Genomic DNA, 26,957 nt, shown 5'->3' with positions numbered 1-26,957 from the left:
TGCGGTGATAACGGGTTAGCTACGTGCAAAGTGGCGCTTGGCACTCATTACAATGCCGCTGGCAACAAAGATCGCCGCGGCCGAAATCACGATGCTTGGCCCCGCAGGCGTATCCACATGCCAGGACAGGGCAATCCCCGCCAGTACCGACGCCGCACCAAACAGCCCGGCACCAATCGCCATCTGTTCAGGTGTGCGGGCAAAGAAACGCGCACTTGCGGCTGGCACGATCAAAAGGGCTGTAATCAGCAAAACCCCGACAATCTTGATCGCCATGCCGATCACAAGTGCCATCAGAAGCATGAAGATCAAACGCAGCCGTTCGACCGGGATGCTTTCGGCCGCGGCAATTTCCGGACTGACGGTCAGCGCAAGCAACGGCCGCCACATCCAGGCAAGGATGCCAAGCGCAAAGGCCCCGCCAACCGCCAAAAGCAAGATATCCCCGGCATTGACCGCCAGAATATCGCCAAACAGATAAGCCATCAGATCAACAGCAACACCCTGCACAAAGGCAAGGGCCACCATGCCCAGTGCCAGCGTGGAATGCGCCAGCATGCCCAGCACCGTATCACTGCCAATCCGCGATTGCCTTTGGCCATAGGCCAGAATAAGCGCGGCTGCCAGACAGGTCGCGATCATGCCGATCCGCACATCGACGCCAATAAGAAGGCCAAGTGCGACCCCCAGCAATGCCGTATGCGCCAGCATGTCGCCAAAGAACGCCATGCGTCGCCAGACGATAAAGGCGCCAAACGGTCCACAGACAATGGCCAGCAAAACACCGCCCAAAACGGCGCGAAACAGGAAATCATCCATCATTGGTTTGTTCCCGCCCCTTCTTTGACGGCTTTATTGTGATCATGCGCGTGATCATCTGCATGATGGTGATGCCCATGGTCATGCGAATGATCGTGACCACATCCGCCAACAACATGGCCCGAAAGATCATGTTCGTGATCATGTTCGTGGTGATAGATACCAATCGCATCGGCCTCGCGCACGCCAAACAAAGACCGGTATTCCGGATGCTGGCGCACGGTTTCGGGAATGCCTGAACAACAGACATGACGATTGAAGCACACCACCTGATCGGTCTTGGCCATCACCAGATGCAGATCATGCGAAATCATCAGAACGGCGCAATCAAGTTCACGGCGGATCTCATCAATCAGGCGATAAAGCTCCGCCTGCCCGGAAACATCGACCCCTTGCGTCGGTTCATCAAGCACCAGCAAATGCGGACGCAGCAAAAGGGTGCGGGCCAGCATCACACGCTGCGTCTCGCCGCCGGAAAGCTGGCTCATCTGCGCGTCAATCACATGCCCGGCCCCGACCTGACCCAGAACCTGTTCGCAATCCGCCCGGCTCACGGATCGGGTCAGGCTCAGAAACCGCTTCACCGTCATCGGCAAGACCTGATCGATGGCAAGCTTTTGCGGCACATAGCCTATCGTAAGCCCGCGTTTGCGCACGACCTCGCCACTATCGGCTTTCTGCAAGCCCAGAAGCGTCTTGACCAGTGTTGATTTCCCGGCACCATTTGGCCCGATCAGGGTAATGATTTCACCCGGATGAATGGCAAGCGATACCTGATCAAGCACGCGCTCATTACCAAAGGACAGAACAAGGTCACGGCCTTCAATGAGTGGCGCAGTCATGGCACAGCCCCTTGATCTCGACCGTGGTCGCCTGAATGGTAAAGCCGACACTGCGCGCCGCCTTGCGCACCGCGTTGCTCATGTCCTCGTTGACCGCCTCGGCGACGCGGCCACAATCGGTACAGATGAAATACTGCCCCAGATGTTCGCAATCAGGCCTATCACAGCCGAAATAGGCATTAAGCGACTCAATTCTGTGCACCAGACCAAGCTCGGTCAGGAATTCCAGCGCGCGATAAACCGTTGGCGGCTGCACCCGCTGGCCTTCAGCGGTCAGCGCATCAAGCAACTCATAGGCCGTAACCGCCTTGTGCGATTGCCAGATCAGGGTAAAGACCTTGCGGCGCATGTCGGTAAAGCGCGCATTTTCTCTGTCACAGACTTTCTCTGCCTGCGCAAGTGCGCTATGCACACATCTGTCGTGATCATGGCCCTTTTTGGGGAAAAGATCGCTCATAGCTGAATATCTCGTATCGACGGCCATCTGGTTTCGGCGGTTTCGGCCCAACCGATTTCAAAAAGCCGTGGCATCTGATGAAATGTTATAATATATCATTTTCTGACGCGCCGAACGTCAAAAGTCAACCACCATCGACCGGAGCTTCCCCATGACGGGCTCAAATGCACTGATTGCCGACAAACTGAAATTCAACGAAAACGGCCTGATTCCGGTAATCGCCCAGCAACATGACACGGGCGAAGTCCTGATGATGGCCTGGATGAACCGCGATGCCGTGCTTGAAACCCTTGAAACCGGCCGGGTGTGCTATTTCTCACGCTCCCGCGGGAAACTGTGGCGCAAGGGTGAAAGCTCCGGCCAGGTGCAGAAACTTGTCGATTTTCGTTATGACTGCGACATGGACACCATTCTGGTCGAGGTCGATCAGATCGGGGTCGCCTGCCACACCGGACGGCGCAACTGTTTCTATTTCGCCGCCCGCGATGGCAACGAAGTCGTGATTTCCAAACCGGAAGTTTCGACCGAAGAACTATACGGCAAGAAATAAGCCCCCAAATCCCACGCCCAGCGCAAAAGACCTGATTGATCATGGCCCTTTCCAACGAACAGTTTGACCGCATCGCCACCACCGTCATCACCGGCTTTCTGGGCAGTGGCAAGACCACGCTTTTGAATGCCCTGCTGACACAGGATGGCATGGATAAGACGGCGGTCCTGATCAACGAGTTCGGTGAAATCGGGCTCGATCATCTTCTGGTGCGCGAAGTGTCCGAAGATGTGGTGTTGCTCAATTCCGGCTGTATCTGTTGTTCGGTGCGCGGTGATCTGATTTCGGGGCTGCGTGATTTATTTGTCAAACGCACGCGCGGTGAAATCCCGGAATTTGATCGGGTGATCATAGAAACCACCGGCCTTGCCGACCCGGCCCCGATCCTGCACACCCTGATGACCGACCCGCTTCTGACCACCAAGTTCCGCCTTGATAGCGTGGTGACCACCGTCGATGCCATCCATGGCGCGGGGCAGCTTGATAACCATCCCGAAAGTGTCAAGCAGGCGGCCGTTGCCGACCGCATCCTGATGACCAAGGCCGATCTGGCCGATGAGGCGACGCGCACAGCCCTTGAAGCCCGCCTGCGCGCGCTTAACCCGGCCGCCCCGATTTATCCGGTGGTCAATGGCGATATTGCGGTTTCAAAGCTGTTTAATGCCGGGCTGTATGACCCGACAACCAAAAGCATGGATGTGCAGAAATGGCTGCGTGATGAAGCCTATGAGCAGCATGGCGATGCGCATGATCATCATCACGACGATCACGGCCATCACGATCATGACCACCACCACGATCACAGCCATGACGTCAACCGCCATGACGACCACATCCGATCATTTTGCATCACCTTTGATGAACCGATCCATTGGGATGCTTTCGTCACCTGGGCCGAAATCTTTACCCAGATGCGCGGCGAGAGCCTTTTGCGTGTAAAGGGCATCCTTAATCTGGTCGGCGAAGACGCGCCTGTCGCCATTCATGCCGTGCAGCATGTTTTCCACCCGCCGGCATCCCTGCCCGCCTGGCCAAGCGATGATCACCGGTCCAAGATCGTCTTCATCACCAAGGATCTTGGGCCCCAGGTAATCCGTGAATCGCTTTATCACCTTAACGCCGCGGTCAGCGAAACCAATGATGGCAACACGGTCAAAGAATAATCGACTGCGTTTGAGCCACATCAAGGATCATCGCCGGTGATTGCGGCAATCTCGTTCTTGGCTTGATACAGCCTCACTCTAAGTCCTGAACTTCGGGCGACCCATGAATTTGGTCGCCCTTTTTCTTTGCCTGAAAATCCCCACCCGCACACGGGGCAGCCCCGGCCCTCTCGCCAATTGCACAGCCCGTACCATCCTGATGTACAGGTTGCGATCGGCGACATGCGCACTAAATCTGGCGCAAATCGGGCAAACTGACACCAGATCGTCATTTGCACATGACACCGCGCAGACCCAAAATCACAACAATCAAACGAAACAAGGGGGTACACCAGTATGATTTACCGGAACTGGCAGGACACTAAAATCCCGGCCCTTGGCTTTGGGACGTACGAGCTCAACAACGACGAAGCGGCGAAAATGATCGCTGAGGCCGCCAAGATCGGCTATCGCCATTTCGATACCGCCCAGATGTATCACAACGAACAGGGCGTTGGTCAGGGCCTGAAAAATTCCGGCCTTGCGCGCGATGACTACTTCCTGACCACCAAGGTCTGGTACGACAAATTCCAAAGCGGTGATTTGCAGACCTCCGTGGTCGAAAGCCTGCGCAAGCTTGATCTGGACCATGTTGATCTGTTGCTTCTGCACTGGCCCAATGATGACGTGCCGCTTGAAGAAACCATGGCAGCCTTGAACGAGGTCAAAAACCTTGGCATGACGCGCCTGATCGGGATTTCAAACTTCCCGACCGCCCTGATTGATCAGGCCGTGTCGCTGACCGATGCGCCGCTGACGGTCAATCAGGTCGAATATCACCCCTATCTTGACCAGTCCAAGGTACTCGAAAGCGTGCGTGCGCATGACATGCTGCTGACGGCTTACTGCCCGATTGCACGTGGCAATGTCATGAAGGACGCAACGCTTAAGGCCATCGGTGAAAAATACGGCAAGTCGCCCGTGCAGGTGACGCTCCGCTGGTTGCTGCAACAAGACAGCGTCATGGCAATCCCGAAATCAGGCTCACCGAAAAATGCCGCGGCCAATTTCGATATCTTTGATTTCGAACTCTCGGAAAACGACATGGAAGCAATCCATGACCTTGCCAATCCAAATGGTCGCCTGATTGATCCGTCCTTCGCCCCGGAATGGGACAAGGCCGCCTGATCACCATCCGGCGTAACCGCGAACAAACATACAAAATTACCAAGACCGGCTTGCTTTAAGCCGGTCTTTTGCGTTTAGCGACACCGTTACATCAAAAACACGCGATTTACGCCGCGATCTTGCCCACCGCTTGTTTCGCACCTGCGAAAAGCGTATTTTATCAAGGCCCTGACCCTAATCTAATCAACCAACTGGCAGCAAACCGCTTATGAGCACCGTAAACACCACCGATAAAACCGCACCAGCCGCAACCAGCGAAACACCCAAAAAGGACGATATCGCCCATCGCCCGTATGAGGATGTGCTGGCCCTGTTGCTGGGCACCATGGTGGTGTCGCTTGGTGTCACGCTTTATAGCGAAAGCATCCTTGTCACCGGCAGTACCGCCGGGGCCGCCCTTCTGATTGAACATGCCACCGGGCTGTCGTTTGGCGTGATCTTCTTTGTGATCAACCTGCCCTTTTACTGGCTGGCTTTCAAACGCATGGGCAAGGCCTTCACCATCAAGACCTTCATCGCCGTTGGTCTGGTCTCGGCCTTCTCGAAACTGACCCCGATGCTGGTGGAGTTCAACACGCTCAACCCGATCTATGCCGCGGTTGCCGGGGGTGCGTTGATGGGGATTGGCCTGCTCATGCTGTTTCGCCATCGCGCTGGCCTTGGCGGGGTCAATATCCTCGCCCTGTACCTACAGGAAAACTTCAACATCCGCGCCGGTTACTTCCAGCTCGCGGTCGACATGGTGATCCTCGTCTGCGCCTTCCTGACCCTGCCCTTCGACAAGGTCCTGCTCTCGATCCTGGGCGCTGTCATCCTCAACCTGATCATTGCGCTCAACCATCGTCCGGGACGGTATTTCACGGCACGATAAGGTTTCTGACTGCAAGTACATGGAAAAAATGGCGATCCCTGCAGGACTCGAACCTGCAACCTACAGATTAGAAGTCTGTTGCTCTATCCAGTTGAGCTAAGGGACCGCTGGGTGGGGTGGTTACGAACCCCGGGGCATGGCATTGGGCGCCTGCCCGACTGTGTTCACAGGCTTTAACGTCCCCTGTCAGACGAAACGGGGCGGAAATCCGCCCCGAGAATTGGTCAAATACGCTGGCGATTTCCAGATCAGACGACGCGTTTGAACGCGAAGTTGTCGGCATAGGCCTTGAGCTGAAGTTTGCGCGGCTTCGGCATTTCGATGTCCGCGATCAGCTTGTGCTTGGCGGCAAAGGCCTGCGCTTCTTCGAGGGTTTCGAAATACATGCGGACCTGACCACGGGTGTCGGTCGATCCGATCCAGCCCATCAGCTGATCGGCGACCTTTTTCGCACCCGGTTCAAATTCCATGACCCAGTGCTTGGTCGCAGCCTGACCGGACTGCATGGCGTTCTTGGCAGGTTTGTAAACACGGACCTTCATCGGGACCCTCGTCTTGACCTTCGGGATAAGATGATGATGGCAGTTAAGCGGGTCTCTCTAACCCCTGCTATCAGTTCATCTTTTACACCTTTTATCGTGACTTGGAAATCCCGTTGGGCATCCGAAAAACGATAAAAGGGGAAATGGTCGGGAAGGCGAGATTCGAACTCGCGACCCCCTGCTCCCAAAGCAGGTACGCTACCAGACTGCGCTACTCCCCGACGCGGATGTGGATTTAGCACCATCTTGCTGGGTGGGCAAGACCGCATTGCGTGTTTTTCTCGAAAATATGACACAAAAACCGACGCAAAAACCAAAGGCCGCAGATATCACCTGCGGCCTTGCTATTGCTGATTGATTGTGTGGCGTGTCGATGGCGTGGCCTAGCGCGGCAGTCCTTCGACCTTTTCGCCAACCTCAAACCCCATCCGGTCAGACGAACCACCATTGAGTTCAAGCACAAAGCGCACAGGCCTTGGCGACGGAATGATGGTTTCTGATTGTGGCACGGTGCGCTTTTCAATGCCGACAATCGTGCCGTCGGCCGCGATGAACAGCATATCAAGCGAGATAAAGGTGTTTTTCATCCACATAGAAATGTCGCGTGGTCCGCCGAAATCAAACAGCATTCCGGCGTCTTCAGCCATTTCGGTACGGAACATAAGGCCGCGCGACCTTTCTTCGGGTGTGATGGCCAGTTCAACATTGAACACTTCGCCATCAACAAGAAGACGCGACCGTTCATAACCGGTTGCCTTTGCATTCAGCCCGGCAACAACCGCCGCGCTGACAAAGCACACAACCAAAGCCATCTGAAAGAACGACTTCATACCCCATATCCTCTTAGTCTTTTGACGCGATCCCGGACCTCGTCCCGGATGGCGCCACCCCGCCATGGATCCACAAGCGTTGTGAACAACTCACTTGCCGGCTGTCTTCCACGACTATGCGCCCATTTTATGACACGCAGGATATTTTCCGCTGTGATGGGTAACACATCAGGTATTTCGATCCCGTTAATGGTTGCCCACACCCCAGACCAACAGCGTGCAACGCCGTATGGACTATATCCTCCGCCGCCAAGAACAAGACTTCGGGGCGCCAATCGGGTCATCGCCCCCACGACTTCCCAGATCGACTGATTGCCCAAAAGCTGTCTGGACAGTGGATCTTCGGCAAGAGTATCACATCCACATTGTAAAACAATAGCTTGAGGTGCAAAACTTAATCCAAGCGGAATCAAATATTCAAAAAGAATGAAACGCATCTCGTCATCATGCATGCCGCCCGGCATCGGAAGGTTGCGCGCCATGCCGCCTGCAATGTCATCAATTGCGCCGGTCTTGGGCCACAGGTCTTCCTGATGGATGGAAACAGTCAGAACGCGTTCATCCTCGGCAAAGGCGATCTGCACCCCGTCGCCGTGATGGGCGTCAATATCAACATAAAGCACCCGGTCCAACCCGCTATCAAGCAAGGCATAAATGCCCAGAACCGGATCGTTGAAGTAACAGAACCCCGATGCCCGATCGCGCAAACCGTGATGGGTGCCCCCTGCCGGATGATGAATGATCCCGCCATCCTTGATCAGGTTGGCTGCCATCACCGATGATCCGGCGGCAGTCGCCGGACGCCGGAAAATTTCCGGATAGATCGGATTGCCATTCTTGCCGAGCCCGAACCGCTCCATCAGATCATCAGGCAGCGCTTGATCGCGCTCGGCCTGCATGACGGCGGCAATATAGTCCGGGTCGTGGAACCGCGCGAGCTGCTCGGGTGTTGCCACCGGCCCGGTCAGATAGGTGGTCTCATCCACCCAACCCAGCGCATGCACCATATCGACCACCAGCGACACCCGCGGGATCGCCAGCGGATGCTTGGGACCATAGCTTGAGCCACGATAAATCTCGGCCGCAATCATGCGCGGGGCAGGATCGGCAATACGGTGGTCAGGTATCTTGTCAGAAAGGATCACAATGGCACGCAGGGCAGATTTGGTTGCAGTGCCGAAAGCATTGACCGTTTCATGATGCTCTTTCAAGTTCTGTTTTGTGCAATTCCCGGCTCGGGACCTAGCGTTTTCCACTTATGGCCGGGATGCTTTTGGGCTAAACACCTGATTTCATCGACATAACCGGTTGCAAGGCGATTGACGGGCCCCCTGACTTCTCGCAATCTGCGAACACTGCCAAATATTCCTTGCTGCCACCAACCTGAAAGGCTGTGCCGTGCCATCGCCCCGCCGCATTCGTTACCGCCGCCTTGTCAGGATGGCGATTGTTCTGTTTGTGCTGCTTGTTGCTGTTCCCGGAAGTCTTGCACTTATCGGATTGTCTGACTTTGATATCAGCAACCGCCCGACCAAACAGATCAGCTTTTCACACGATGATGCTGTTCTGTCGGGCAGCCTGATCTTGCCAGATGCGCAGCATACAGGCCCGATTGCCCTTCTGGTTCACGGCGATGGTCCGCAGGACCGCTTTGCGGGCGATGGCTATTTGCCCCTGATCAATGCCTTGCTTGATCGCGGGATCGGTATTTACAGCTGGGACAAGGCAGGCGTCGGCGAAAGCACGGGAAACTGGCTTTCGCAATCCATGAATGACCGCGCAGACGAAGCCGTTGCGGCGTATGAGGCAATCAAAACGGCCCATCCCGGAAGCCGACAACAAATCGGCTTTATCGGATTTTCCCAGGCGGGCTGGGTGATCCCCGAAGCGTCGCGGATGATCCCGGACAATGCCTTTAATGTCATCATAAGCGGGGCGGTGAACTGGCAAGACCAGGGTGATTTTTATACACGCCAACGCCTCTTGGCCGATGGTGCAACACAAGAAGATATCGAACGTCAAATTGAACGCAACCACGTCCGGGACACCGTGATCTTTGCGCCCGATGCAAGTTACGCAACCTACCTTGCAGAAACCAGTGATCCATCGCCGATGGCATCAGACCGCTACGAATTCGTAAAACGCAACATTACATCTGACGCAAAAGCAGATCTGGCGCAGCTTGAAACACCGACACTTGCCATGTGGGGGCGTGATGATCTGAATGTGGATGCAAGATCCGATGCGGACATCTATCGCGATATCCTGATCGACCAGCATCCTGAAAATGAGGTGGTTGTCATCCCCGATGCCACGCACGGGTTGCTTAGAAGCAATTTGTTTAACTACCAGCTCAGCAGTGAAATGCCGACATCCCGCCAGATGCTTTATGTCGCCCTTGGCCGGTATGCCTATGCGCCCGGCACGTTTGACAAGATCTCGGACTGGATCAAGCAGGTGGTTTCCCGCCCCTAACCCGACGCCCGGAGATCAAATTGCACGGTGATTGAGGCTTCGGCCCCGTACAAATAACGCAAGGGTCAGATGTAACTTATGCTGCGCAATCTGGATCACATCAGGACACGCTGGCGCGTGGCCGAATGATCTTGCCACTTTTGCGCTGTTCAAAAAGATGCGCGATCCAGCCTGCCATGCGCCCAACGGCAAAAATACCAAGCCCTGCCCCCTTCGGCAGACGAAGTTCGCGTTCGATCAAGGCCAATCCGAAATCAAGGCTGGGATGCTGCCCGGTATTTTGCGTGACCAGATTTGCAATGCGCGCCCAGAACGCATCGCCAGTCTGACCACAGGCCTGCATGAGTGCGCGGGTGCGCGGATCGCCATCGGGATAAAGCGGATGACCAAACCCCGGCGGCACATGGTCGGGATCAATCTTGCCGCCACCTTTTTCGACCTGATCCATCCATGCCCGACATCTCGGCGTCAGGCCGCCATGGCGCGTACCCGACAGGGTCGACAACCCCGCCATCAGGGATGCCGGTATGCTCGCCCCGGCCGATGCGGCAACGCGCACGGCATAGGCCGATGCATTAAGCTCGTGATCGGCACAAAGCACGAGAGCCCGACGCAACAGGTCCGGCGCATTTTCATGGGTTGACCATGCATTTGCCAGGACCAAATGGATCGGGCTTTTCCCATCGTCTGAGACCCCGGCAGCAGCCAGGGCGCCCAGCCGAACAATCCGTGCGGCGATCGGGCGGCCATCACCACGGGGCGACCCGGTCATCAGCTCTGCCAGCATCGCCACCATACGCTGAAGCGCCAGATCATGTTTGGCCGGAACAAAGTCCGGCACGGCATTCAACACAGGATCGCATCGAAGCCCGGCCAAAAGACCGGCCGCGTCCTCAAGCGTCATGGTCTGGGACAGTTCGACGGCGTTGTGACCGCGATAGTAAAACTGCCCATCGGCAATGCGGGTGATGCCCGACACCAGGATCGGCTCCCCCCAATCAATGGTCGAGGCCGCAACAGATTGCCGTGACCGTCCACGTCGTTTGCGATCATGCAGTTTGGCAACGTCGCGCCGGTCATACAGGCTTTTGCGTGCATCACCCGGATGGGCAACAGCACGCACAATACCCCGGCTGACATAGGCGTAAAGCGTGTCGCGCGATATGCCGACCTGCGCGCACACATCTGCTGCCGACAATGTGCAGAATGATCCGTCATCGATTTTTTTCATATTGATTATCTTGATCAAGATTGACGGTTTGTCCAGTCCGGCATGATGCTTTGATCATTACTGGTTCCGCCCCCTGAGAATGGAAACGCCATCATGCCCAACCGGTTCACACCCCAGATCGCCAATGCCCTTGGTCTATCTGAAACACCTGCAATCACAACAATCGGCACAGATGCCTTGCCTTCCTATTTCGCAGTCACCGAACTCGCCTGTGCGAGTATCGGGATGGCCGCCGCGATGATTTCAAACTGGCGCGCCCTTGAAACCGGATCAGGCGCACCGGTAACGATCGATCAAAGGCTGGCGTCGAAATGGTTCAGTATGACAATCCGCCCACAGGGCTGGACATTGCCAAACGTCTGGGACCCGCTGGCGGGCGACTATCAAACGCGTGACGGGTGGATCCGGTTACATACCAACGCGCCACATCACCGCGCGGCGGCACTTTCTGTTCTGGGCAATTACCAAACCCGCGATGATCTGGCGATGGCGGTAAGGGAGTGGCGAAGTGATATGCTTGAAAACGAAATTGTCGCGGCCAATGGCTGTGCTGCAACCATGCACAGCCTTGAGGAATGGCAGACACATCCGCAAGGAATATCCATCGCCACCGATCCACTGATCTGCTGGGACCAGCACGCAAACACCAATGTCATCCCCGCGTCAATTGACCCGGCCCGCCCGCTACGTGGCATCCGCGTTCTTGATCTGACCCGTATCTTGGCCGGCCCCGTCGCCGGTCGTTTTCTGGCGGCCTATGGTGCGGATGTGTTGCGCATCGATCCGCCGGGCTGGGACGAAGGTGCGGTCATTCCCGAAGTCACACTTGGTAAACGGTGCGCGGGACTTGATCTGCTGGACCGGGAAGACCGAAAGCTGTTTGAAGAACTGATTAGCGGTGCTGACATCTTGCTGCATGGCTATCGTCCTGACGCCCTGCCGGGATTGGGGTATGACGCCAAAACGCTGCGCGCCATTAACCCGGCACTGATTGATGTGACGCTGTCTGCCTATGGCTGGACCGGGCCCTGGGCCAAACGACGCGGGTTTGACAGCCTTCTGCAGATGAGCTGCGGCGTTGCCGATTGGGGGATGACACATTCAGGTTCGGGAAAGCCCCTACCGCTTCCGGTACAGGCCCTTGATCACGCGACGGGATATTTGATGGCGGCCAGTGCGGTTCGCGCCCTGATCCGCCGCGCCACCCATGGCGAGGTCACAACCGCCCGCCACTCGTTGGCCCGAACAGCACATATGTTAAGCAAGACAGCAACGCCTGACTGCATTGGCATGATTGCCGCGGAAACAGATGCCGATATTGCCCTACAGGTGGAAGACACAGACTGGGGTCCAGCCCGACGCATCGCCTTTCCGGTCAGTATCGCAGGAACACCACATCACTGGGATCATCCGGCAGGAAAGCTGCATCTTCATGCTGCGCACTGGTAAGCTGTGATCAGGATCAAGTCCAGGAACTGTTACAAAACTTGACGTCAGCGATTTGTCTGCGCATAGTCCCCTGATCTCCGGGGGGGCCGATCGTAAATCGGCTGAGAGGTTCGGTGTTGCCGAACGACCCTTTGAACCTGAACCGGTTAAGACCGGCGTAGGAAGGATCGAATGCGCAGCACAGAACACGCGCCCCAGATGGCGCAAGACAATCCAACCAGATTTGATATTGCGCTCCGTGCGGCCCGCGTGGCTTTCAACGGCGTCGATATTTTCCATGATCTCGACCTGACCTTACAGGCGGGCAGCTTTACCTGCCTGCTCGGTCCAAGCGGTGTCGGCAAAAGCACCCTTTTGCGCTATTTCGCAGGCCTCGTCGAAGGCGATGTTAGCGGCACCATCACCTGTTCGGACAAGATCGCACTTACCGGTCGGGTCGCCTATATGGCGCAACAGGACCTGTTATTGCCCTGGCGCAGTGTTCTTGAAAATGTCGCACTGGGTGCCGTTTTACGCCACGAAAAACCCGATTATGAGAAAGCCTCACATTTACTGACCGAAGTCGGGTTACGTGATGCGGCAAACCTGCGCCCCGCTGAATTGTCTGGTGGCATGAAACAGCGCGCCGCCCTTGCCCGCACATTGATGGAAGATCGCCCGGTCGTTTTGATGGACGAGCCGTTTTCCGCCCTTGATCCGCTCAACCGCCTGCGTTTGCAGGAACTGGCCGCACGTGTGCTGCGGGGTAAAACGGTGTTGCTTGTGACCCACGACCCGCTTGAGGCATTGCGCCTTGGCGATCATGTCCATGTCCTGACAGGCAGCCCGGCACAATTGCAAGACGCCATCACGCCCAAGGGCCAAAGCCCGCGCAACATTGCCGATCCCGAGATCCTGGCACAGCAGGCCGAACTGCTCGGCCAACTCGGTGCCGAGCGGTCGGAGGGCGGGGCATGAGCACACAAAACAATCCTCATACAAATAAAAATGCACTGTCGGAGCAACGCTGGCTGATCCTTGCGCGGCCGCTGATTATTATCATTGCGCTGATTGCCACCTGGCAATTGTTGGTGATTGTTACCGGTGCGCCGAAATACATGCTGCCACCGCCAGCTGACGTTTGGCACACCTTGATCGCTCGTCATGCCGTCCTGCTGGATCATGCGAAATACACCATTGCCGAAACCGTGATCGGGCTGTTTGCCGGTGCCGCCCTTGGTACGTTGGCCGCTATTCCGATGGCGCTGTTTTCGCCGGTGCGTTTCTGGTTGATGCCGATTTTGTTGGTCTCACAGGCCATTCCGTTCTTTGCATTGGCCCCGCTTCTGGTTCTCTGGCTCGGCTTTGGGCTGGCGTCCAAAATCGCCATGGCGGCCCTGATCATTTTCTTCCCGGTCACCGTCGCCTTTTTCGATGGCCTGTCACGGACGGAAACCGGCTGGCTTGATCTGGCGCGCACCATGGGGGCAAGTCGCTGGCGGCTTTTGACCCATATCCGATTGCCCGCAGCCCTGCCCGCCTTTGCATCGGGTTTTCGCGTTGCCACCGCCGTTGCCCCGATCGGGGCGGTGATTGGCGAATGGGTCGGGTCCAGTCACGGCCTTGGTTATCTGATGCTGCACGCCAATGCGCGGGTTCAGATCGATATGGTTTTTGCCTGTCTTCTGATCCTGTGTGCGTTTTCGATCACGCAATACTTCATTGTCGATCGCGTGCTGCGCGCGGCCCTGCCCTGGCAACCCGACAGCCTGAAACCGGTTCGGTAAGACACCACATGCCTGTTCGGCAGCGATCTAAATCCTCACACTATTTATTTGGCGCATCTTACGGAGGTTCATCCATGTCACGCCTTAAATCCATGATCACCGCGACCGCACTGGGCGCACTTGTTCTTGGAACGTCTTCAACCGCCTTTGCGGCGGACAAGCTGGTCATACTTCTTGATTGGTTTGTGAACCCCGATCACGCACCGCTGATCGTTGCCAAGGAAAAGGGCTTCTTTGCCAATCATGATCTGGATGTCGAACTGATCGAACCATCCGATCCGTCCGCCCCGCCGCGCCTTGTTGCCGCCGGTCAGGGCGATGTTGCCGTGAACTATCAGCCGCAACTGCATGTTCAGGCGGCCGAAGGCCTGCCGCTGACGCGTATCGGCACCCTCGTTGCCACCCCGCTCAACAGCCTGATCGTTCTTGAAGACGGCCCGATCAAGGAAATCGCCGATCTTAAGGGCAAGAAGATCGGTTATTCGCTGGCCGGGTTCGAGGATGCGCTTCTGGGCACGATGCTCGGCAATCATGGGGTTTCGATTGATGATGTCGAACTGATCAATGTGAACTTCTCGCTCTCGCCGTCGCTGTATTCCGGCCAGGTCGATGCGATCATTGGCGGCTATCGCAATTTCGAGCTCAACCAGATGGAAATCGAAGGCAAGCCGGGCAAGGCATTTTATGTCGAAGAAGAAGGCGTTCCGCCCTATGACGAACTGATCCTGACCGTGCGCAACGACAAGGTCGATGATCCGCGTTATGCCCGTATGCTGGCCGCCCTTGAAGAAGGTGTGCAGTACCTGATCAACCATCCTGATGACAGCTGGCAGGCCTTTATTGCCGCCTATCCGAACCTTGATGATGAACTCAATATCAAGGCATGGGCCGATACCCTGCCGCGCTTTGCGCTGCGTCCGGCAGCCCTTGATAAGGCGCGCTATGCCCGCTTTGCCGATTACATGGTCAAACAGGGATTGATCACCGAAAGCCCGGCGCTTGAAACCTATGCGACCGTGATCGAATAAAATTCAGTCCCCCCTGCTTTCGCAAGGCTCGCCCCAGCAACTGCGAAAGCATTGGTCTGCACCCCGCATGGGCAGACCGCTAAGAAAGGCCGGAATGTGTGTCCCGCGTTCCGGCCTTTCGCTTGCGCAGGTCAAATTCCCAGTTACCTTATGGTCACCCGTACAAAATGCAGAATGGCGACCACATTCAAACCGGACCAGGACCCAAACGTGCAGCAGCAAACAAAACCAGCCCATCACACCGATATCGGCTTTGAAAACCGTCACCCCCTGCCCGATCCGGTAAAACGGTCGTTCTGGCATTTCTTAAAGCGGCGCTATTTCGGTGATGATAACTGGCCAAAGGCCAAGCATCAGGTCGGTAAAATCCCCACCGAAACACCTGATCACGAAGCCATTCACAACCCGGATCCCAAACGCCTGCAAGTCACATGGGTCGGGCATGCCACGGTCTTGGTACAGTATGGCGGGCTCAATATCCTGACCGATCCGGTGTTTTCCGACCGCGCATCACCGTTCAAACGCGTTGGACCAAAACGCTATACCCGACCGGGCCTTGGCATTGATCAGTTGCCCAAGCTTGATCTGGTGTTGCTGTCACATAATCACTATGACCATTTTGACCTGGCCAGCCTGACGCAGCTTGGCAACGCGCCGCGTTATGTCTTGCCGCTGAAAAATGGTGCACTTCTCGAAAAGGCGGGCATTCGTGCTGATCGCTATGTCGAACTGGATTGGGATGAAAGCCATCATCACGATGATCTGAAGATCACCCATGTGCCGTCCAATCACTGGTCAAGCCGCACCACCAAGGACCGCAAGGAAATGCTGTGGGGTGGCTATATCCTTGAGTTTGGTGATGGCTACCGGTTCTATTTTGTTGGTGATACCGGCTGGAACGACGCCCTGTTTACCGAAATGGGTGCAATCCATGGCGGGATTGATTTCGGCCTGATCCCCATCGGGGCCTATGACCCGCGCGACTTCATGCGCAATGCACATTGCAATCCCGAAGAAGCCATTCAGATCATGCAGAAAATGGGCGTCAAACAGGCGCTTGCCATTCATTGGGGCACGTTTGTTCTGACGGCTGAGCCGGTGGATGAGCCGCCGGTCCGGTTGGCCGCGGCCCGCAGGGAAAGCGGAATTGCAGATGGCGATTTCGTTGCCCCACCAATCGGGGCGACCCGGTTCTTTGATGGCAAAGCCGCACCCGCATCGACAACCACGCAAAAGGTCGAGCATACGGCGTCTGGCTCATAGCTGCCCTATCAAGTTCGGTTTGGTGGTTTTTCAAACTGCATGCTAAGCAACAATGATTACGTCACAAAACCGTAACATTGGTTGCCCCGCCATGAGTTTGACTGTCTTTCTTGCTGTAATGGGCGCTGCCCTGATGCATGCCGTGTGGAATGCACTGGTCAAGGGCGGCTCGGACAAATTGATGAACATGACGGCAATCGTGCTGGGTCATACGCCGATTGTTCTGACCCTGTTGCCGTTTGTTGACCTTCCTGCCCCCGAAAGCTGGCCTTATCTGCTGACTTCGCTTGGACTTCATATCGGCTATCAGTTGTTTCTGATCCTGGCCTATCGCTTGGGCGATCTCAGCCAGGTTTATCCGATAGCACGCGGGTCTTCGCCGCTGATTGTTGCGGCGGTGTCCGTGTTGATCATGGGGGTTACCCTGCATGTCAGCGAGTGGCTGGCGATTGTTATCATCGGGGTTGGCATCATCAGCATGTGCATAACGCGACAAGCCGATGGCATGCGTAACCGCAATGCTGCCCTTGCCGCGATCATTACCGGTTGTTTCATCAGCAGCTATTCACTGGTGGATGGCACCGGTGCAAGGCTGGCCGGAACGGCGCTTGGTTATTACAGCTATCAGACGATTGGCAACGTTGTGATCTTTGCCGTGATCGTGACCTTCATGCGCCCGCGTATCCTTGCCGATATCGCGCGATCTGGCAAAAGGGTCTTTGCAATTGGTGGCACCGCATCCTTTGCCGCCTATGCCACTGTGATGTGGGCCTTTACGCAGGCACCGATCCCGCTTGTGGTCGCCCTGCGCGAAACCGGTATTGTCTTTGCCCTTTTGATCGGCGTGTTCTTCATGGGCGAGAAGCTTAACCTTGTGAAGCTGTCCTCGACCATGATGACGCTGGGCGGGGCGATTATCCTGCGTCTGGCGCGCAGCCTGTAACCGCCCCTACCCGATTTCAGTTTCAGAACACGCGATCAGACCCGTGTCCGCGGCGTGCGACGGGTGCCGTCTTCGAACCTTGAAAGTTCCATGCCCTTTAAGGTGATCGACGGTTGCCCATTGGTGATCCAGTCGGCCAGCACCTTGCCAACCACCGGCCCCATAGCAAACCCATGGCCCGAGAAACCGGATGCGACAAAGAAGTGTTTGGGGTTTTCGAACTGATCGATCACCGGCACCGCATCCGGGGTGACATCAATGTCACCCGCCCAGGTATCAACGATGCCGACTTTCTTGATCTGTGGCAGGACCTTCTGCAGATTGCGCATGGCGTTTTTAACCCGCACCTCATACGGCTCTGCCTGATTGGTGCGTCGGCCGATCATGGGGTGCCTTGATGCATCTGATCCCGGCATACGATCCACCAGATCATCGAAGAACCGCTTGTTAAAGTGGAACTTGAAGGTCGCCCAGTTATCAAACAGCCCCGGCATGAAATCGCGGGCATACTTGAACCGGCCCAGTGTCAAATCAATGTCGGTCATGAATTCATCGGCGATGTTCATCGACCCATCTGCGCGTTGACGGAATGCCAGACCAGCCGCCAGCGTGCCCGCGGCAGAAATATCGGGTACCGGTGTGGTGCGGATCACGGTCCCGCGTGTGGTTTGCTGCGGTAAACGCCGCCCGAACTTGGCGACGAATTTATGCGTCGCAGCCCCGACCGCACAGATGACGTATTTGCATTTGATTTCGCCCTGTTCGGACACCACCGAACTGATCGCCCCGGCCTCTGTTTCAATCGAAAGCGCGCCGCAGCCCTCGGCAATCACAGCACCCAATTCACTGGCGCGTTTGGCGATTGCCGGGGCGGCCTTTTTCGGCTCGGCCTGCCCGTCCGAGGGCGTGTAGATCCCGCCAACACCCGGCGTTGTGATCCCCGGTGTCAGTTTTTCGACCCCCTTGGGGTCAAGGACCTGGGTTTCGATGCCAAAGTGTTTTGTCTCGTTAATCCAGCCTTCGAATTCCGACATTTCCTTGTCATCACGGGCGACAAACAGCACCCCGCCTTGGCGCCATTCCAGATCGGCATTCAGTTCCTTTTCAAGACCTTGCCAGATCTTGTTGCATTCAATCATCAATGGCAGTTCAACCGGATCGCGGCCCTGCTGGCGGACAAAGCCCCAGGCACGACCGGACTGGTGTGACGCGATGGTATCCTTTTCCAGAAGCACGACTTTCATGCCGGCCCTGGTCAGGTAATAGGCGCAAGATGACCCGTGAATGCCGCCGCCGATGACAACGACGTCGCATTCCTTGGGCAAGGTGATTTTCGGATAATTCTTCATGTGGGGACCTAAAGATCAGTTTTGGTGGCAATTCAATTTGGTGTGTGGCGGGAACCACGTTATGTTGCGCGCCAACAAATCTCAACCAAATCAGGTGCCACCATGTCTGATCATGCAAAAAAACAGTCCCCCGCCACCGTAAGTGCACAGGCGCTTGGCTGGGTCGATGAAGCCACCAAATCCGTTACACCGCCGCTTTATCCGTCGACCACGTTCGAACGCAACACGGACCTGAGCTATCATGACGGGCGCTGCTATACGCGCGCAGACAACCCGACCTATGATCAGGCCTGTGCGGTCCTGAATGAACTTGAAGGCGGTTCTGAAACCCGCCTGTTTGCATCGGGCATGGCGGCCGCCGTCGCGGTTTTGCATGCGCTGAACCCGGGTGATCATGTTGTAGCACCCAAGGTAATGTATTGGGCCCTGCGCAGCTTCATGCTTGATAGTGGTGTGCGTGCCGGACTGAGCTTTGATTTTGTCGACAACGCCGATATTGCCGATTGGGACAACCACATCGTTGCCGGTAAGACCAAGCTGGTCTGGCTTGAAACCCCGGCCAACCCGGATTGGCAAATCACCGATATCGCCGCTGTTGCCAAACTGGCCAAGGCCGCTGGTGCCTTTGTGGTGGTTGACAACACTGTTGCCACGCCGCTTCTGACCCGTCCGATTGATTTTGGTGCCGACATCGTCATGCATTCGGCGACCAAATATCTGAATGGTCACAGCGACGTTTTGGCAGGATCCCTGACCACGGCCAAGGATAGCGAATTCTGGCAGCGTGTTTGCAAACAGCACGCATCGGGCGGTGCGGTTCTGGGGGTGTTTGAAACGTGGCTTTTGCTGCGTGGCATGCGCACCCTTTCAATCCGCGTCGAACGCGCCAGTGCCAATGCCATGGCGATTGCCAAGCATTTCGAAAACCACCCGGAAATCGAACAGGTTCAGTATCCAGGCCTTGAAAGCCATGTTGGTCATGACATTGCCAAAAAGCAGATGTCAGGCGGTTTTGGCGGGATGTTGTCGTTGCGCGTCAAGGGCGGTGAAAAGCGTGCGGTTGATTTCCACAACCAGTGCAAACTGTTTAAACGCGCGACATCGCTTGGCGGGGTTGAAAGCCTGATCGAACATCGATCCTCGGTCGAAGGCCCGACCAGCCCGGTACCGGCAGACCTTCTGCGTCTTTCGGTCGGGATCGAAGATTGTGATGACCTTGTTAACGACCTTGAAACGGCCTTGCGCTTAAGCAAATAAGACACATCCGTTTTCAATCAGGAATCAACTGATCGATGCCCAAGTCGATGCCGATCCAAATTGCAGTCAGATCATGGACACGTGCCATCAAACGCAGTGTCGGTGTCTCTGTGGTTGCGCTGGCATCGACTATCCTTCCCATCGCCCCGACGGTTGCACATGATAGCAACACCCCCCGGGGCAGCCTGACCGACGTCAATGCCCTGCCCCCGGCGCCGGGTTTGATTTTTGACGTGGTGGCTGGCGAATACATCATGTTTGATACGCTGGTCGAACGCCTGTCAGGTCGCAAATATATCCTGATTGGTGAAAAGCACGACAATCCCATCCATCACCATCATCAGGCACAGCTGGTCAATGCACTCAGCAAGTCGGATGAACGTGAACGTGCGATTGTCTGGGAAATGTTTACCCGTGATCAACAGGCATCGCTTGAAGACAGCTGGCAGACGCTTCCGGTTTCGGAACTCGGACCGGCGATGGCGTGGGAAGATCGCGGTTGGCCGTCATGGCATGACTATGCGCCGATTGCGCAGGCTGCAAGCGACAACGGTTTGATGATGGTGGCGGGCAATCTGCCGGATGATCTGCTTAAACCCATGATCAGCAATGGCAACGATGCCCTGCCCGATGATCTGGCTGCCAAGCTTGATTTGCCAGATATGCCGACAGAAATACTTGATCGCTTCAATGTCGAAATCGCCGAGGGGCATTGCAATATGTTGCCCGAAAGCATGCTGGGTGGTTTTTCCGCTGTGCAGTTTGCCCGCGATGCGTCGCTTGCCCGTGCAATGAGCGATGCGGCAAATATTGACGGCATTGATGGTGCCTTCCTGATTGCGGGCGCCATGCATGTCCGCCACAGCATTGCCACCCCCTGGCATTTGCAGCGCTATGAACCGGAACTTGAGGCGCGCGATATCGCAGTCGTCAGCCTGATCGAGGCCGATGATCCCGGCCCGGACGCGTCAAGCATCGAGGATTACGCCATGCGGTTTGGGGCGCCCGACGACATCGATTTCATGTGGTTTACCAATGATATCGCGCGTGGCGATCCGTGCGAGAACCTGGGGATGGGGCAATAACCCCAAAACCCGTTCAGCCAAGCTTTTCGGCTTACTTGATCTTGCGCGGCAACCAGTCGGTGGTCGCAACCGGTTTGCCTTTGTGAGAGCGCATGACACGCGGGCGCACGACTTCCTTGGCCTCGGGCGTGGTCGCAGTTTTGCGGACCGAGGCATAAAATTCAACCAGTTCGTCGAACGGGATGATCGTTCCGATCCCTTCCTTGTAGGCCTTGGTAAAGGGCGGATGATTGCGCACGGTCACACTGAGATGTTCGACCGTGTGATGACCAAACTGCGCCCAGATGCTTTCAAGAAAATGAATGGTTTTCGGATCAACCGATTTCAGCCGCACATCAGGGCGGGATTCTTCCATCACGGCATAAAGGTTCGGCTCGACCGGGCCGAATTCCTCTGCCACAAAGATGGCAGGCATCAGCATGTTGCCGTGATAGTTCGCGCCGTAATAGGCCTGCGCCAGATACAACAAACGATGCAGTTTTTGCGGCTGCAGATATTCGTTGTCATTGAGTGCGAGCTCAATGAACCTGAATGCGGCATCAAATACCGTATTAAGAACCGGCTTGTTCTTCATGCTGTGCCCGATGGTCATGGGATACGATCACGTGTTGCCAAGGATCATAAAACCTATGGCAGATACCAACAAGCATCACCGATCAGGTTTTTAAATTTTCGGGGAAAGTAGCGGTTTGAAGTGCCTATGAGCAGGCCCGCCTAAACGGTCGCATCCAGATGCTTGCCGCGCACGCCGACACCGTGGGCCACTGCATTGACCACCGCATAAAACGACGTACCGCTATTGGCCGACAGATCAAACGGGATCGACGGATCAAGCAGGCTGGCAAAATCGATCTCGCTGGGCATATCGACAGCCCCCTCGCGATCACTTGCGCGACGGGCAGCTGACAGGTTGCGCTGTTCGGTGCGCTGGTCTTTCTGTTCGCCGGGATTGCCCTGCCCCGATTGACGTTTGTTTTTGCCATCGACATAGGCATTAAACAGAATGCCGTCATCATCGGGGTCATAGGTGTAGTTCTGAGACGATGCCTCAACCTGATTGTCCCGGTCGGCCGTTGCCACACCGCGCGCACCAGCAGGCGCAAGTCGGCCATACTGGCCAACCTGTGAAACTGTCTGTGCGTTTTGGACCGGTGCGATCATGTTCCTCTGCCTTGGCGAAAGCCCGATATGGGCTAAGACCTAATTCAACCCATGCATTATACATGAATATATAGTGATACGGCAGGAAATTCGCAATTCCTGCCCCTCACATCAGTTTCCAAGCGTCTTAATCGCCTTCGAATTCGACCAAGTGGAATTCTTCGATACCGCGATCGCGGATTTTCTGCGCCCCGCCAAGATCAGGCAGATCAATGATGAAGGCGCAGCCTGCGACCTCTGCCCCGATCTTTTCGACCAGATCAATCGCAGCAAGGGCGGTGCCACCGGTCGCAATCAGATCATCCATGATCAGAACGCGACTGCCGGGTTTGACGGCATCCTTGTGAATTTCGATGACGTCGGTGCCATATTCGAGCTCGTACTCGACACCGACCGTTTCAGCCGGGAGCTTGCCCTGCTTGCGGATGGTGACGAAACCGATACCAAGGGCGACGGCAACCGCCGGACCGATGACAAAGCCACGCGCTTCGATCCCGGCGATCATATCGATCTTTTTGTCCTGGAATTCGGCGGCGAAACTGTCGATCACTTCGCTAAGACCATACGGGTCCTCGAACAGCGTCGTGATATCCCGAAACATGATGCCCTTTTTCGGGTAATCGGGAATGGTACGAATCAACGACTTGATCGACATGGGATACTCCGGCCAGATATCAGGAAATGCGACTTCGCAGATCAAAAGCCATGACTATCACGGCCAGATCACATACGGCGTCACTTGATGCCTGAAACAGAGTGAATTGGCAAGGTACATCCCATCATCCGTACCTTGCCGGAGCTGAGCTTTAAAGCGCGTCAAGCCGCGTGCGGTGTGGACAGACGCGGGTTGATATGTGCGACAGACGGTACCGCCGCAACAAAGTCATTGGCGAGCTTCTTACTGATTTCTGCGCGTGTTCCACGTGGCAAGCCGGTTTGTGCCGCCTGACGATTGCCCCAAACGGCCCGGTAAAGGCGATAATCATGGTCATTGATCTGACCGAATACTTTTTCGACTTCCATCAGAGTCTGGACGTAACTCTTTTTCATGTCAGTCATCCTGTTGCTCGTTGGTTTTCGACGGTTTTGCCCATCGAATTTTGTCGCATCCATTTTTGTGATGCGGCGTTTACAGAAGCCATATAGTCCTAACTTCGTGGCCGCTCAACTGCATCACGGTGACAAGATCAGGAAGAATTTGTGACAGTTTGCCCAATTCTTCCGATGCCCTAAAATCAGCCTTTCCTGAGGTTAGAAGATTTGTGCCAGTTTGCGGCTTACCAGCCATATAAAAACGGCCCGCCTTCAAAACAGAAGACAGGCCGAAAATAAATTCGATCTATGCGCAAACGACGCGCCCAAAGCACTAGGCTCAGGACCTAGTTCAGTTTTTTGGCCGCTTCGGTCTGCCTGGCCTCTTCGTCAATCTGCTTTTGCAGGGCATCGCCATATTCACCGTATATCCGCCCCTCAAGCGACAGCTCCAGAAAACGGATATAGTCGTTCTGGTCGGTGATCTTCGCACGCGCGACTTCGATCACGTCAAACGGGCTTGCCGCATCCAGACCGTATTTGCGGATCAGTCCCAGCATTTCTGCGGTGATCTGATCAAGCTTCTTGCGGGTGTCGCTATAGGAAAGCGTCATCAGATTGTCCTGTGTATCGAATGTGTTTTGCTGGGCTGCTTATGCCTGTTTGTCGTTGGGCTTGCAAGCCCCGCAACGTTGTAAACAGCCCGTTTGACGATACGAACTATACCAATTCAATTCGCCCCGCTTGAGGCATATCAAAGCACTTTTTCCGCGATCATGCATGGTTCACAAGCCCGCGAAACAGAACAAAAAACATCCTGTTTCGTCGGGTTTATTGAAGCCTATGCCATCGGGGAGTTACCATGCGCATCCTGTCTGCCTTCAACGCCATGAGCATTCGCAAACGCTTTATGTGGGCGTCCGCATTTGGCGTCTCTACTACTGTGATTATTGCGCTTTTGATGATGACTGTGGTCGAGGAAAAAGCCATGGATGAAAAGCTTCATCAGCTAAGCGAAAACGAGCTGACGTCGCTGCATGCGCTGATTGTCAACGTGATGGCCGCCCGCCCCAATGATGTCGACGATATCGGCATTCAGGTTTTCAACAACTGGTTTGACAGCCGCAATGGTGACTATCCGGGCGAACTCTGGTCCGCATGGGGACCGACCACCATGGCCTATATGGAAGAATTCGGCGAGAAGCCGCTTAAAACCCCGCGCGACGAAATTGATATCGAGGCCATCGAAACCGGCAAGATGATTGGCCGTTATACCGATAATGGCACCTATCGCCTGTCGATGCCGATTGTGCTGGGTGAAACCAAGGGTGCGGATCGCGAAGTTTGCTTTAGCTGCCATGGCGCGATGGAGGCCGACACCGGTGACGTAATCGCCGTTCTGTCCTCAAGCCTTTCCGTCGCACCCGAACAGGAAAAAACCAACCGCATTCTGATCGGTATTGTTCTGGGTGGTCTTGCAATCGCGATTGCCACCATCATTGGTATGCGTGTTTTGCTTTCACGCATTGTCACCGGCCCGCTTTCTGATCTGGGCAACGACATGAATGCACTGGCTGATGGCAATACCAACTTTGAAATCAACGCCCTGTCGCGCCAGGATGAAATCGGCGAAATGGCGAAATCGGTTGATGTCTTCCGCACCAATGCGATTGCCAAAAAACAGATGGAAGCCGAACAAAAAGAAGAATCCCGCCGCCGTGAAGAACGCATGCAAAGCCTTGAACGCCATATCGGCAGTTTCGAAGGCGTGATTGCGCAAATCGTCGGTGCGGTCTCGGCCTCGGCCGAACGCATGCAGACCACGGCACGCGGCCTTGTCGATTCAGCCGACCGGGCCAGCAAAAGTGCAACCACGGTTGCCGCCGCCTCCGAACAAGCAACGGTCAATGTCCGTACTGTGGCCGATGCCGCCGACCATCTGTCTGAATCAATCTCCCAGATCGGGGAACAGGCACAGCAATCAACCCAGATTGCAGCCGAGGCATCGCGCGAAGCCGCCCAGTCGTCCGAAACTGTTCAGGGCCTGTCGGAAGTTGCCAACCGCATTGGTGAAATTGTCGAGCTGATCAGTGACATTGCAGGTCAGACAAACCTTCTGGCGCTCAATGCCACCATCGAGGCCGCCCGTGCGGGCGAAGCAGGCAAAGGTTTTGCCGTGGTCGCGGCAGAGGTCAAAAACCTTGCCAACCAGACAGCCCGCGCAACCAACGAAATTGCCGAACAGATCACGGCCATTCAGGAAGAAACCGGCAAAACGGTAAGCTCGATCGGGGATATCTCAGACGTGATCAGCCGCATCACCGAAATGGTCAACACCATCTCGGCCGCGGTTGGCGAACAATCCGATGCAACCGACGAGATCGCGCAGAATGTTGAACAGGCTGCCATCGGCACCCAGGAAGTCAGCAGCAATATCGAACGGGTCAGCAATACCGTCGCCGATACCGATCAGGCTGCCCATCTGGTTCTTGATGTTGCCGAAGAACTTGGGACGCTTTCCAACGATCTGCGTGCACAGGTCGATCAGTTCCTTGCCGACATCCGCAGCAGCTAGGCACAAACCTGCGCTGAAATCGCTCACCATTGACCGGCGGCAAGACAGTTGTTTTGCCGCCGGTTTTGTTTTTGGCAGCCATCGGATGAACCGAACTTGTGCCAGAAGTTGCGTTGATCACGCCCCCTGCATCTGCCCCCGGCCGACATTATCGACTTTGAATTGAATAAAATTAACTTCAAAACAACGAAATGCGGGCCTATTCTTACGTAAAATAATAATATTCTTTTTTCTAATATCTGGTGTCTTTGACACAGAAAAGCGCCATGTCGACGACCCGGGGGATTGTGGGGACAATGTCGTTTACGACGATTTTAGGCATTATGGTCGGCCTTGGCCTGTTTATCGGGTCGATCTTTATTTCGACCGATAACTATCTGGTATTCTTAAGCCTTTCGAGTGCACTGATGGTGGTTGGCGGCACGCTGGCCGCGACATTTATTGCCTATGAGGCGCGCTATGTACTGCTGGCGCTTAGACTGATTTTCAAGATTTTTCGCGCCCCGCAAATGGGCCGTGGCCAACTGACCGGCGAAGTCGGCCGTGTAGTTAAATGGGGCTATCTTTTGCAGAAAAAGGGCATCAACGCCCTTGAACAGGAAGCCGAACGGGTCGGAAAGGACGAACCATTTCTTGGCTGGGCGATGGAAGTCGTCATCACCGGCTATGACGGCGAGGAAACCGCCGAAATGCTTCACAATGCGATTGATAACGCCTTTAGCCGTAACCTGGTACCGGTTGCTATCCTTAAGAGCATGGCCGCCGCCGCCCCGGCCTTTGGCATGATCGGGACATTGGTCGGCCTTGTCATCATGCTTGATAAGATGGCCGATGATCCAACCTCGTTGGGGGCCGGTCTTGCGATTGCGCTGATTACGACATTGTATGGCATTGTTGCCGCCCGGTTCTTTTTCCTGCCCGCGGCCAGCAAAATCCAGCAGCGCGAGGAAATCATGCGGTTTCGCAATTACCTGATCGCTGAAGGCCTGATCATGCTGGCCGATCGCAAAGGCCCGCGCGCCATTCAGGACAGGATGAATTCCTTCCTTGATCCGGCCATTCATTTCAATATCGACAAGTCGTCGAAGTAAGGGGATCGATC

At 55.5% G+C, this 26,957-nt stretch carries 28 protein-coding genes, 2 tRNA genes and 1 riboswitch; of the genes, 15 read left to right on the top strand and 15 right to left on the bottom strand.

The annotated features are described in order from the left end of the window. Window positions 1-15: 15 nt before the first annotated feature. Genes TH4_RS09370 through TH4_RS09360 form a run of 3 tightly spaced genes read right to left on the bottom strand, consistent with a single transcriptional unit; the run spans window position 16 to window position 2,118 of the window. Window positions 16-822 (bottom strand): metal ABC transporter permease, encoded by an 807-nt coding sequence (locus TH4_RS09370; RefSeq protein WP_209272179.1) that lies wholly within the window; start codon window positions 820-822, stop codon window positions 16-18. Next, window positions 819-1,661, bottom strand: a complete 843-nt coding sequence (znuC, locus tag TH4_RS09365) for a zinc ABC transporter ATP-binding protein ZnuC (protein ID WP_064780785.1) — start codon at window positions 1,659-1,661, stop codon at window positions 819-821. The genes TH4_RS09370 and znuC overlap by 4 nt, the downstream gene beginning before the upstream one ends. After that, complete coding sequence (locus TH4_RS09360; protein ID WP_064780784.1) at window positions 1,642-2,118, bottom strand: Fur family transcriptional regulator; 477 nt, start codon at window positions 2,116-2,118, stop codon at window positions 1,642-1,644. Before TH4_RS09360 ends, znuC begins: the two co-directional genes overlap by 20 nt. A gap of 151 nt (window positions 2,119-2,269) precedes the next feature. Here TH4_RS09360 and hisI point away from each other — a divergent pair, with 151 nt between their 5' ends. The 4 genes from hisI to TH4_RS09340 all read left to right on the top strand — a co-directional run bounded on the left by hisI (window position 2,270) and on the right by TH4_RS09340 (window position 5,869). Continuing rightward, on the top strand, window positions 2,270-2,668 hold the full coding sequence (gene hisI / locus TH4_RS09355) for a phosphoribosyl-AMP cyclohydrolase (protein ID WP_064780783.1): 399 nt from the start codon (window positions 2,270-2,272) through the stop codon (window positions 2,666-2,668). A gap of 41 nt (window positions 2,669-2,709) precedes the next feature. Then, the gene (locus tag TH4_RS09350; RefSeq protein ID WP_064780782.1) at window positions 2,710-3,831 is read left to right on the top strand and encodes a CobW family GTP-binding protein; all 1,122 of its coding nucleotides are present in this window, start codon (window positions 2,710-2,712) and stop codon (window positions 3,829-3,831) included. Window positions 3,832-4,167: 336 nt separating this feature from the next. Next, on the top strand, window positions 4,168-4,998 hold the full coding sequence (locus TH4_RS09345; protein ID WP_064780781.1) for an aldo/keto reductase: 831 nt from the start codon (window positions 4,168-4,170) through the stop codon (window positions 4,996-4,998). A 208-nt stretch (window positions 4,999-5,206) separates the two neighbouring features. Further along, complete coding sequence (locus TH4_RS09340) at window positions 5,207-5,869, top strand: YitT family protein (RefSeq protein ID WP_064780780.1); 663 nt, start codon at window positions 5,207-5,209, stop codon at window positions 5,867-5,869. 29 nt (window positions 5,870-5,898) lie between these two features. On the opposite strand, the gene TH4_RS09335 is transcribed toward TH4_RS09340, so the two are convergent. The 5 genes from TH4_RS09335 to TH4_RS09315 all read right to left on the bottom strand — a co-directional run bounded on the left by TH4_RS09335 (window position 5,899) and on the right by TH4_RS09315 (window position 8,452). Continuing rightward, window positions 5,899-5,975: transfer RNA gene (locus TH4_RS09335), tRNA-Arg, on the bottom strand. Between the two features lie 142 nt (window positions 5,976-6,117). Continuing rightward, window positions 6,118-6,411 carry an ETC complex I subunit gene (locus TH4_RS09330; protein WP_063089999.1) on the bottom strand — a complete coding sequence of 98 codons (294 nt, stop codon included), beginning with the start codon at window positions 6,409-6,411 and terminating at the stop codon, window positions 6,118-6,120. Between the two features lie 144 nt (window positions 6,412-6,555). Continuing rightward, window positions 6,556-6,632, bottom strand: a tRNA-Pro gene (locus tag TH4_RS09325). Window positions 6,633-6,794: 162 nt separating this feature from the next. Further along, entirely contained in the window at window positions 6,795-7,241 is a 447-nt protein-coding gene (locus tag TH4_RS09320) for a DUF192 domain-containing protein (RefSeq protein ID WP_008890893.1), read from the bottom strand. After that, a complete protein-coding gene (locus TH4_RS09315) occupies window positions 7,238-8,452 on the bottom strand; it encodes an acetoin utilization protein AcuC (protein WP_083997037.1) in 1,215 nt (404 codons plus the stop codon). Before TH4_RS09315 ends, TH4_RS09320 begins: the two co-directional genes overlap by 4 nt. A gap of 187 nt (window positions 8,453-8,639) precedes the next feature. Between TH4_RS09315 and TH4_RS09310 the strand changes: the two genes are divergently transcribed. After that, entirely contained in the window at window positions 8,640-9,716 is a 1,077-nt protein-coding gene (locus tag TH4_RS09310; RefSeq protein ID WP_245227803.1) for an alpha/beta hydrolase family protein, read from the top strand. Between the two features lie 100 nt (window positions 9,717-9,816). Here the strand turns inward: TH4_RS09310 and TH4_RS09305 are convergent, their stop codons facing one another. Beyond that, on the bottom strand, window positions 9,817-10,947 hold the full coding sequence (locus TH4_RS09305) for a citrate/2-methylcitrate synthase (protein ID WP_064780778.1): 1,131 nt from the start codon (window positions 10,945-10,947) through the stop codon (window positions 9,817-9,819). A 93-nt stretch (window positions 10,948-11,040) separates the two neighbouring features. Between TH4_RS09305 and TH4_RS09300 the strand changes: the two genes are divergently transcribed. The 6 genes from TH4_RS09300 to TH4_RS09275 all read left to right on the top strand — a co-directional run bounded on the left by TH4_RS09300 (window position 11,041) and on the right by TH4_RS09275 (window position 17,396). After that, window positions 11,041-12,396 (top strand): CoA transferase, encoded by a 1,356-nt coding sequence (locus tag TH4_RS09300; protein ID WP_064780777.1) that lies wholly within the window; start codon window positions 11,041-11,043, stop codon window positions 12,394-12,396. A gap of 69 nt (window positions 12,397-12,465) precedes the next feature. Then, window positions 12,466-12,577: riboswitch (TPP riboswitch) on the top strand. After that, window positions 12,568-13,353: an ABC transporter ATP-binding protein gene (locus tag TH4_RS09295; protein ID WP_083997057.1), complete on the top strand. Its 786-nt coding sequence runs from the start codon at window positions 12,568-12,570 to the stop codon at window positions 13,351-13,353. Its footprint overlaps the riboswitch before it by 10 nt. Continuing rightward, window positions 13,350-14,162, top strand: a complete 813-nt coding sequence (locus TH4_RS09290; RefSeq protein ID WP_064780776.1) for an ABC transporter permease — start codon at window positions 13,350-13,352, stop codon at window positions 14,160-14,162. The genes TH4_RS09295 and TH4_RS09290 overlap by 4 nt, the downstream gene beginning before the upstream one ends. Before the next feature lie 74 nt (window positions 14,163-14,236). Next, a complete protein-coding gene (locus TH4_RS09285; protein WP_063090012.1) occupies window positions 14,237-15,190 on the top strand; it encodes an ABC transporter substrate-binding protein in 954 nt (317 codons plus the stop codon). Between the two features lie 210 nt (window positions 15,191-15,400). Further along, the gene (locus TH4_RS09280) at window positions 15,401-16,453 is read left to right on the top strand and encodes an MBL fold metallo-hydrolase (protein ID WP_245227802.1); all 1,053 of its coding nucleotides are present in this window, start codon (window positions 15,401-15,403) and stop codon (window positions 16,451-16,453) included. Between the two features lie 91 nt (window positions 16,454-16,544). Further along, the gene (locus tag TH4_RS09275) at window positions 16,545-17,396 is read left to right on the top strand and encodes an EamA family transporter (RefSeq protein WP_064780774.1); all 852 of its coding nucleotides are present in this window, start codon (window positions 16,545-16,547) and stop codon (window positions 17,394-17,396) included. A gap of 35 nt (window positions 17,397-17,431) precedes the next feature. Here the strand turns inward: TH4_RS09275 and TH4_RS09270 are convergent, their stop codons facing one another. Next, a complete protein-coding gene (locus TH4_RS09270; protein ID WP_064780773.1) occupies window positions 17,432-18,745 on the bottom strand; it encodes an NAD(P)/FAD-dependent oxidoreductase in 1,314 nt (437 codons plus the stop codon). Window positions 18,746-18,847: 102 nt separating this feature from the next. Between TH4_RS09270 and TH4_RS09265 the strand changes: the two genes are divergently transcribed. Together TH4_RS09265 and TH4_RS09260 are read left to right on the top strand one after the other, a co-directional pair. After that, window positions 18,848-20,002, top strand: coding sequence for a trans-sulfuration enzyme family protein (locus tag TH4_RS09265; protein ID WP_064781027.1), 1,155 nt, complete (start codon window positions 18,848-18,850; stop codon window positions 20,000-20,002). 35 nt (window positions 20,003-20,037) lie between these two features. After that, window positions 20,038-21,087: a ChaN family lipoprotein gene (locus TH4_RS09260; RefSeq protein ID WP_064780772.1), complete on the top strand. Its 1,050-nt coding sequence runs from the start codon at window positions 20,038-20,040 to the stop codon at window positions 21,085-21,087. Window positions 21,088-21,118: 31 nt separating this feature from the next. On the opposite strand, the gene TH4_RS09255 is transcribed toward TH4_RS09260, so the two are convergent. The 5 genes from TH4_RS09255 to TH4_RS09235 form a co-directional block, all read right to left on the bottom strand. Further along, window positions 21,119-21,679 (bottom strand): Panacea domain-containing protein, encoded by a 561-nt coding sequence (locus TH4_RS09255; RefSeq protein WP_083997034.1) that lies wholly within the window; start codon window positions 21,677-21,679, stop codon window positions 21,119-21,121. Between the two features lie 122 nt (window positions 21,680-21,801). Then, the gene (locus TH4_RS09250; RefSeq protein ID WP_008890907.1) at window positions 21,802-22,248 is read right to left on the bottom strand and encodes a hypothetical protein; all 447 of its coding nucleotides are present in this window, start codon (window positions 22,246-22,248) and stop codon (window positions 21,802-21,804) included. 127 nt (window positions 22,249-22,375) lie between these two features. Next, window positions 22,376-22,903, bottom strand: coding sequence for an adenine phosphoribosyltransferase (locus TH4_RS09245; protein WP_064780771.1), 528 nt, complete (start codon window positions 22,901-22,903; stop codon window positions 22,376-22,378). A gap of 161 nt (window positions 22,904-23,064) precedes the next feature. Further along, window positions 23,065-23,298 (bottom strand): hypothetical protein, encoded by a 234-nt coding sequence (locus tag TH4_RS09240; protein WP_008890909.1) that lies wholly within the window; start codon window positions 23,296-23,298, stop codon window positions 23,065-23,067. Window positions 23,299-23,627: 329 nt separating this feature from the next. Further along, window positions 23,628-23,894, bottom strand: coding sequence for a hypothetical protein (locus TH4_RS09235; protein WP_064780770.1), 267 nt, complete (start codon window positions 23,892-23,894; stop codon window positions 23,628-23,630). Window positions 23,895-24,142: 248 nt separating this feature from the next. Here TH4_RS09235 and TH4_RS09230 point away from each other — a divergent pair, with 248 nt between their 5' ends. After that, window positions 24,143-25,855, top strand: coding sequence for a methyl-accepting chemotaxis protein (locus TH4_RS09230; RefSeq protein WP_083997033.1), 1,713 nt, complete (start codon window positions 24,143-24,145; stop codon window positions 25,853-25,855). Between the two features lie 296 nt (window positions 25,856-26,151). Continuing rightward, window positions 26,152-26,946 carry a motility protein A gene (locus tag TH4_RS09225; RefSeq protein ID WP_063090019.1) on the top strand — a complete coding sequence of 265 codons (795 nt, stop codon included), beginning with the start codon at window positions 26,152-26,154 and terminating at the stop codon, window positions 26,944-26,946. Window positions 26,947-26,957: the final 11 nt, after the last annotated feature.

This window comes from Thalassospira tepidiphila MCCC 1A03514 (assembly GCF_001662875.1).
GTDB classification, from domain to species: domain Bacteria; phylum Pseudomonadota; class Alphaproteobacteria; order Rhodospirillales; family Thalassospiraceae; genus Thalassospira; species Thalassospira tepidiphila.
Note: the sequence above shows the minus strand (reverse complement) of the source record. Positions and strands in the feature narration are given on the sequence as shown.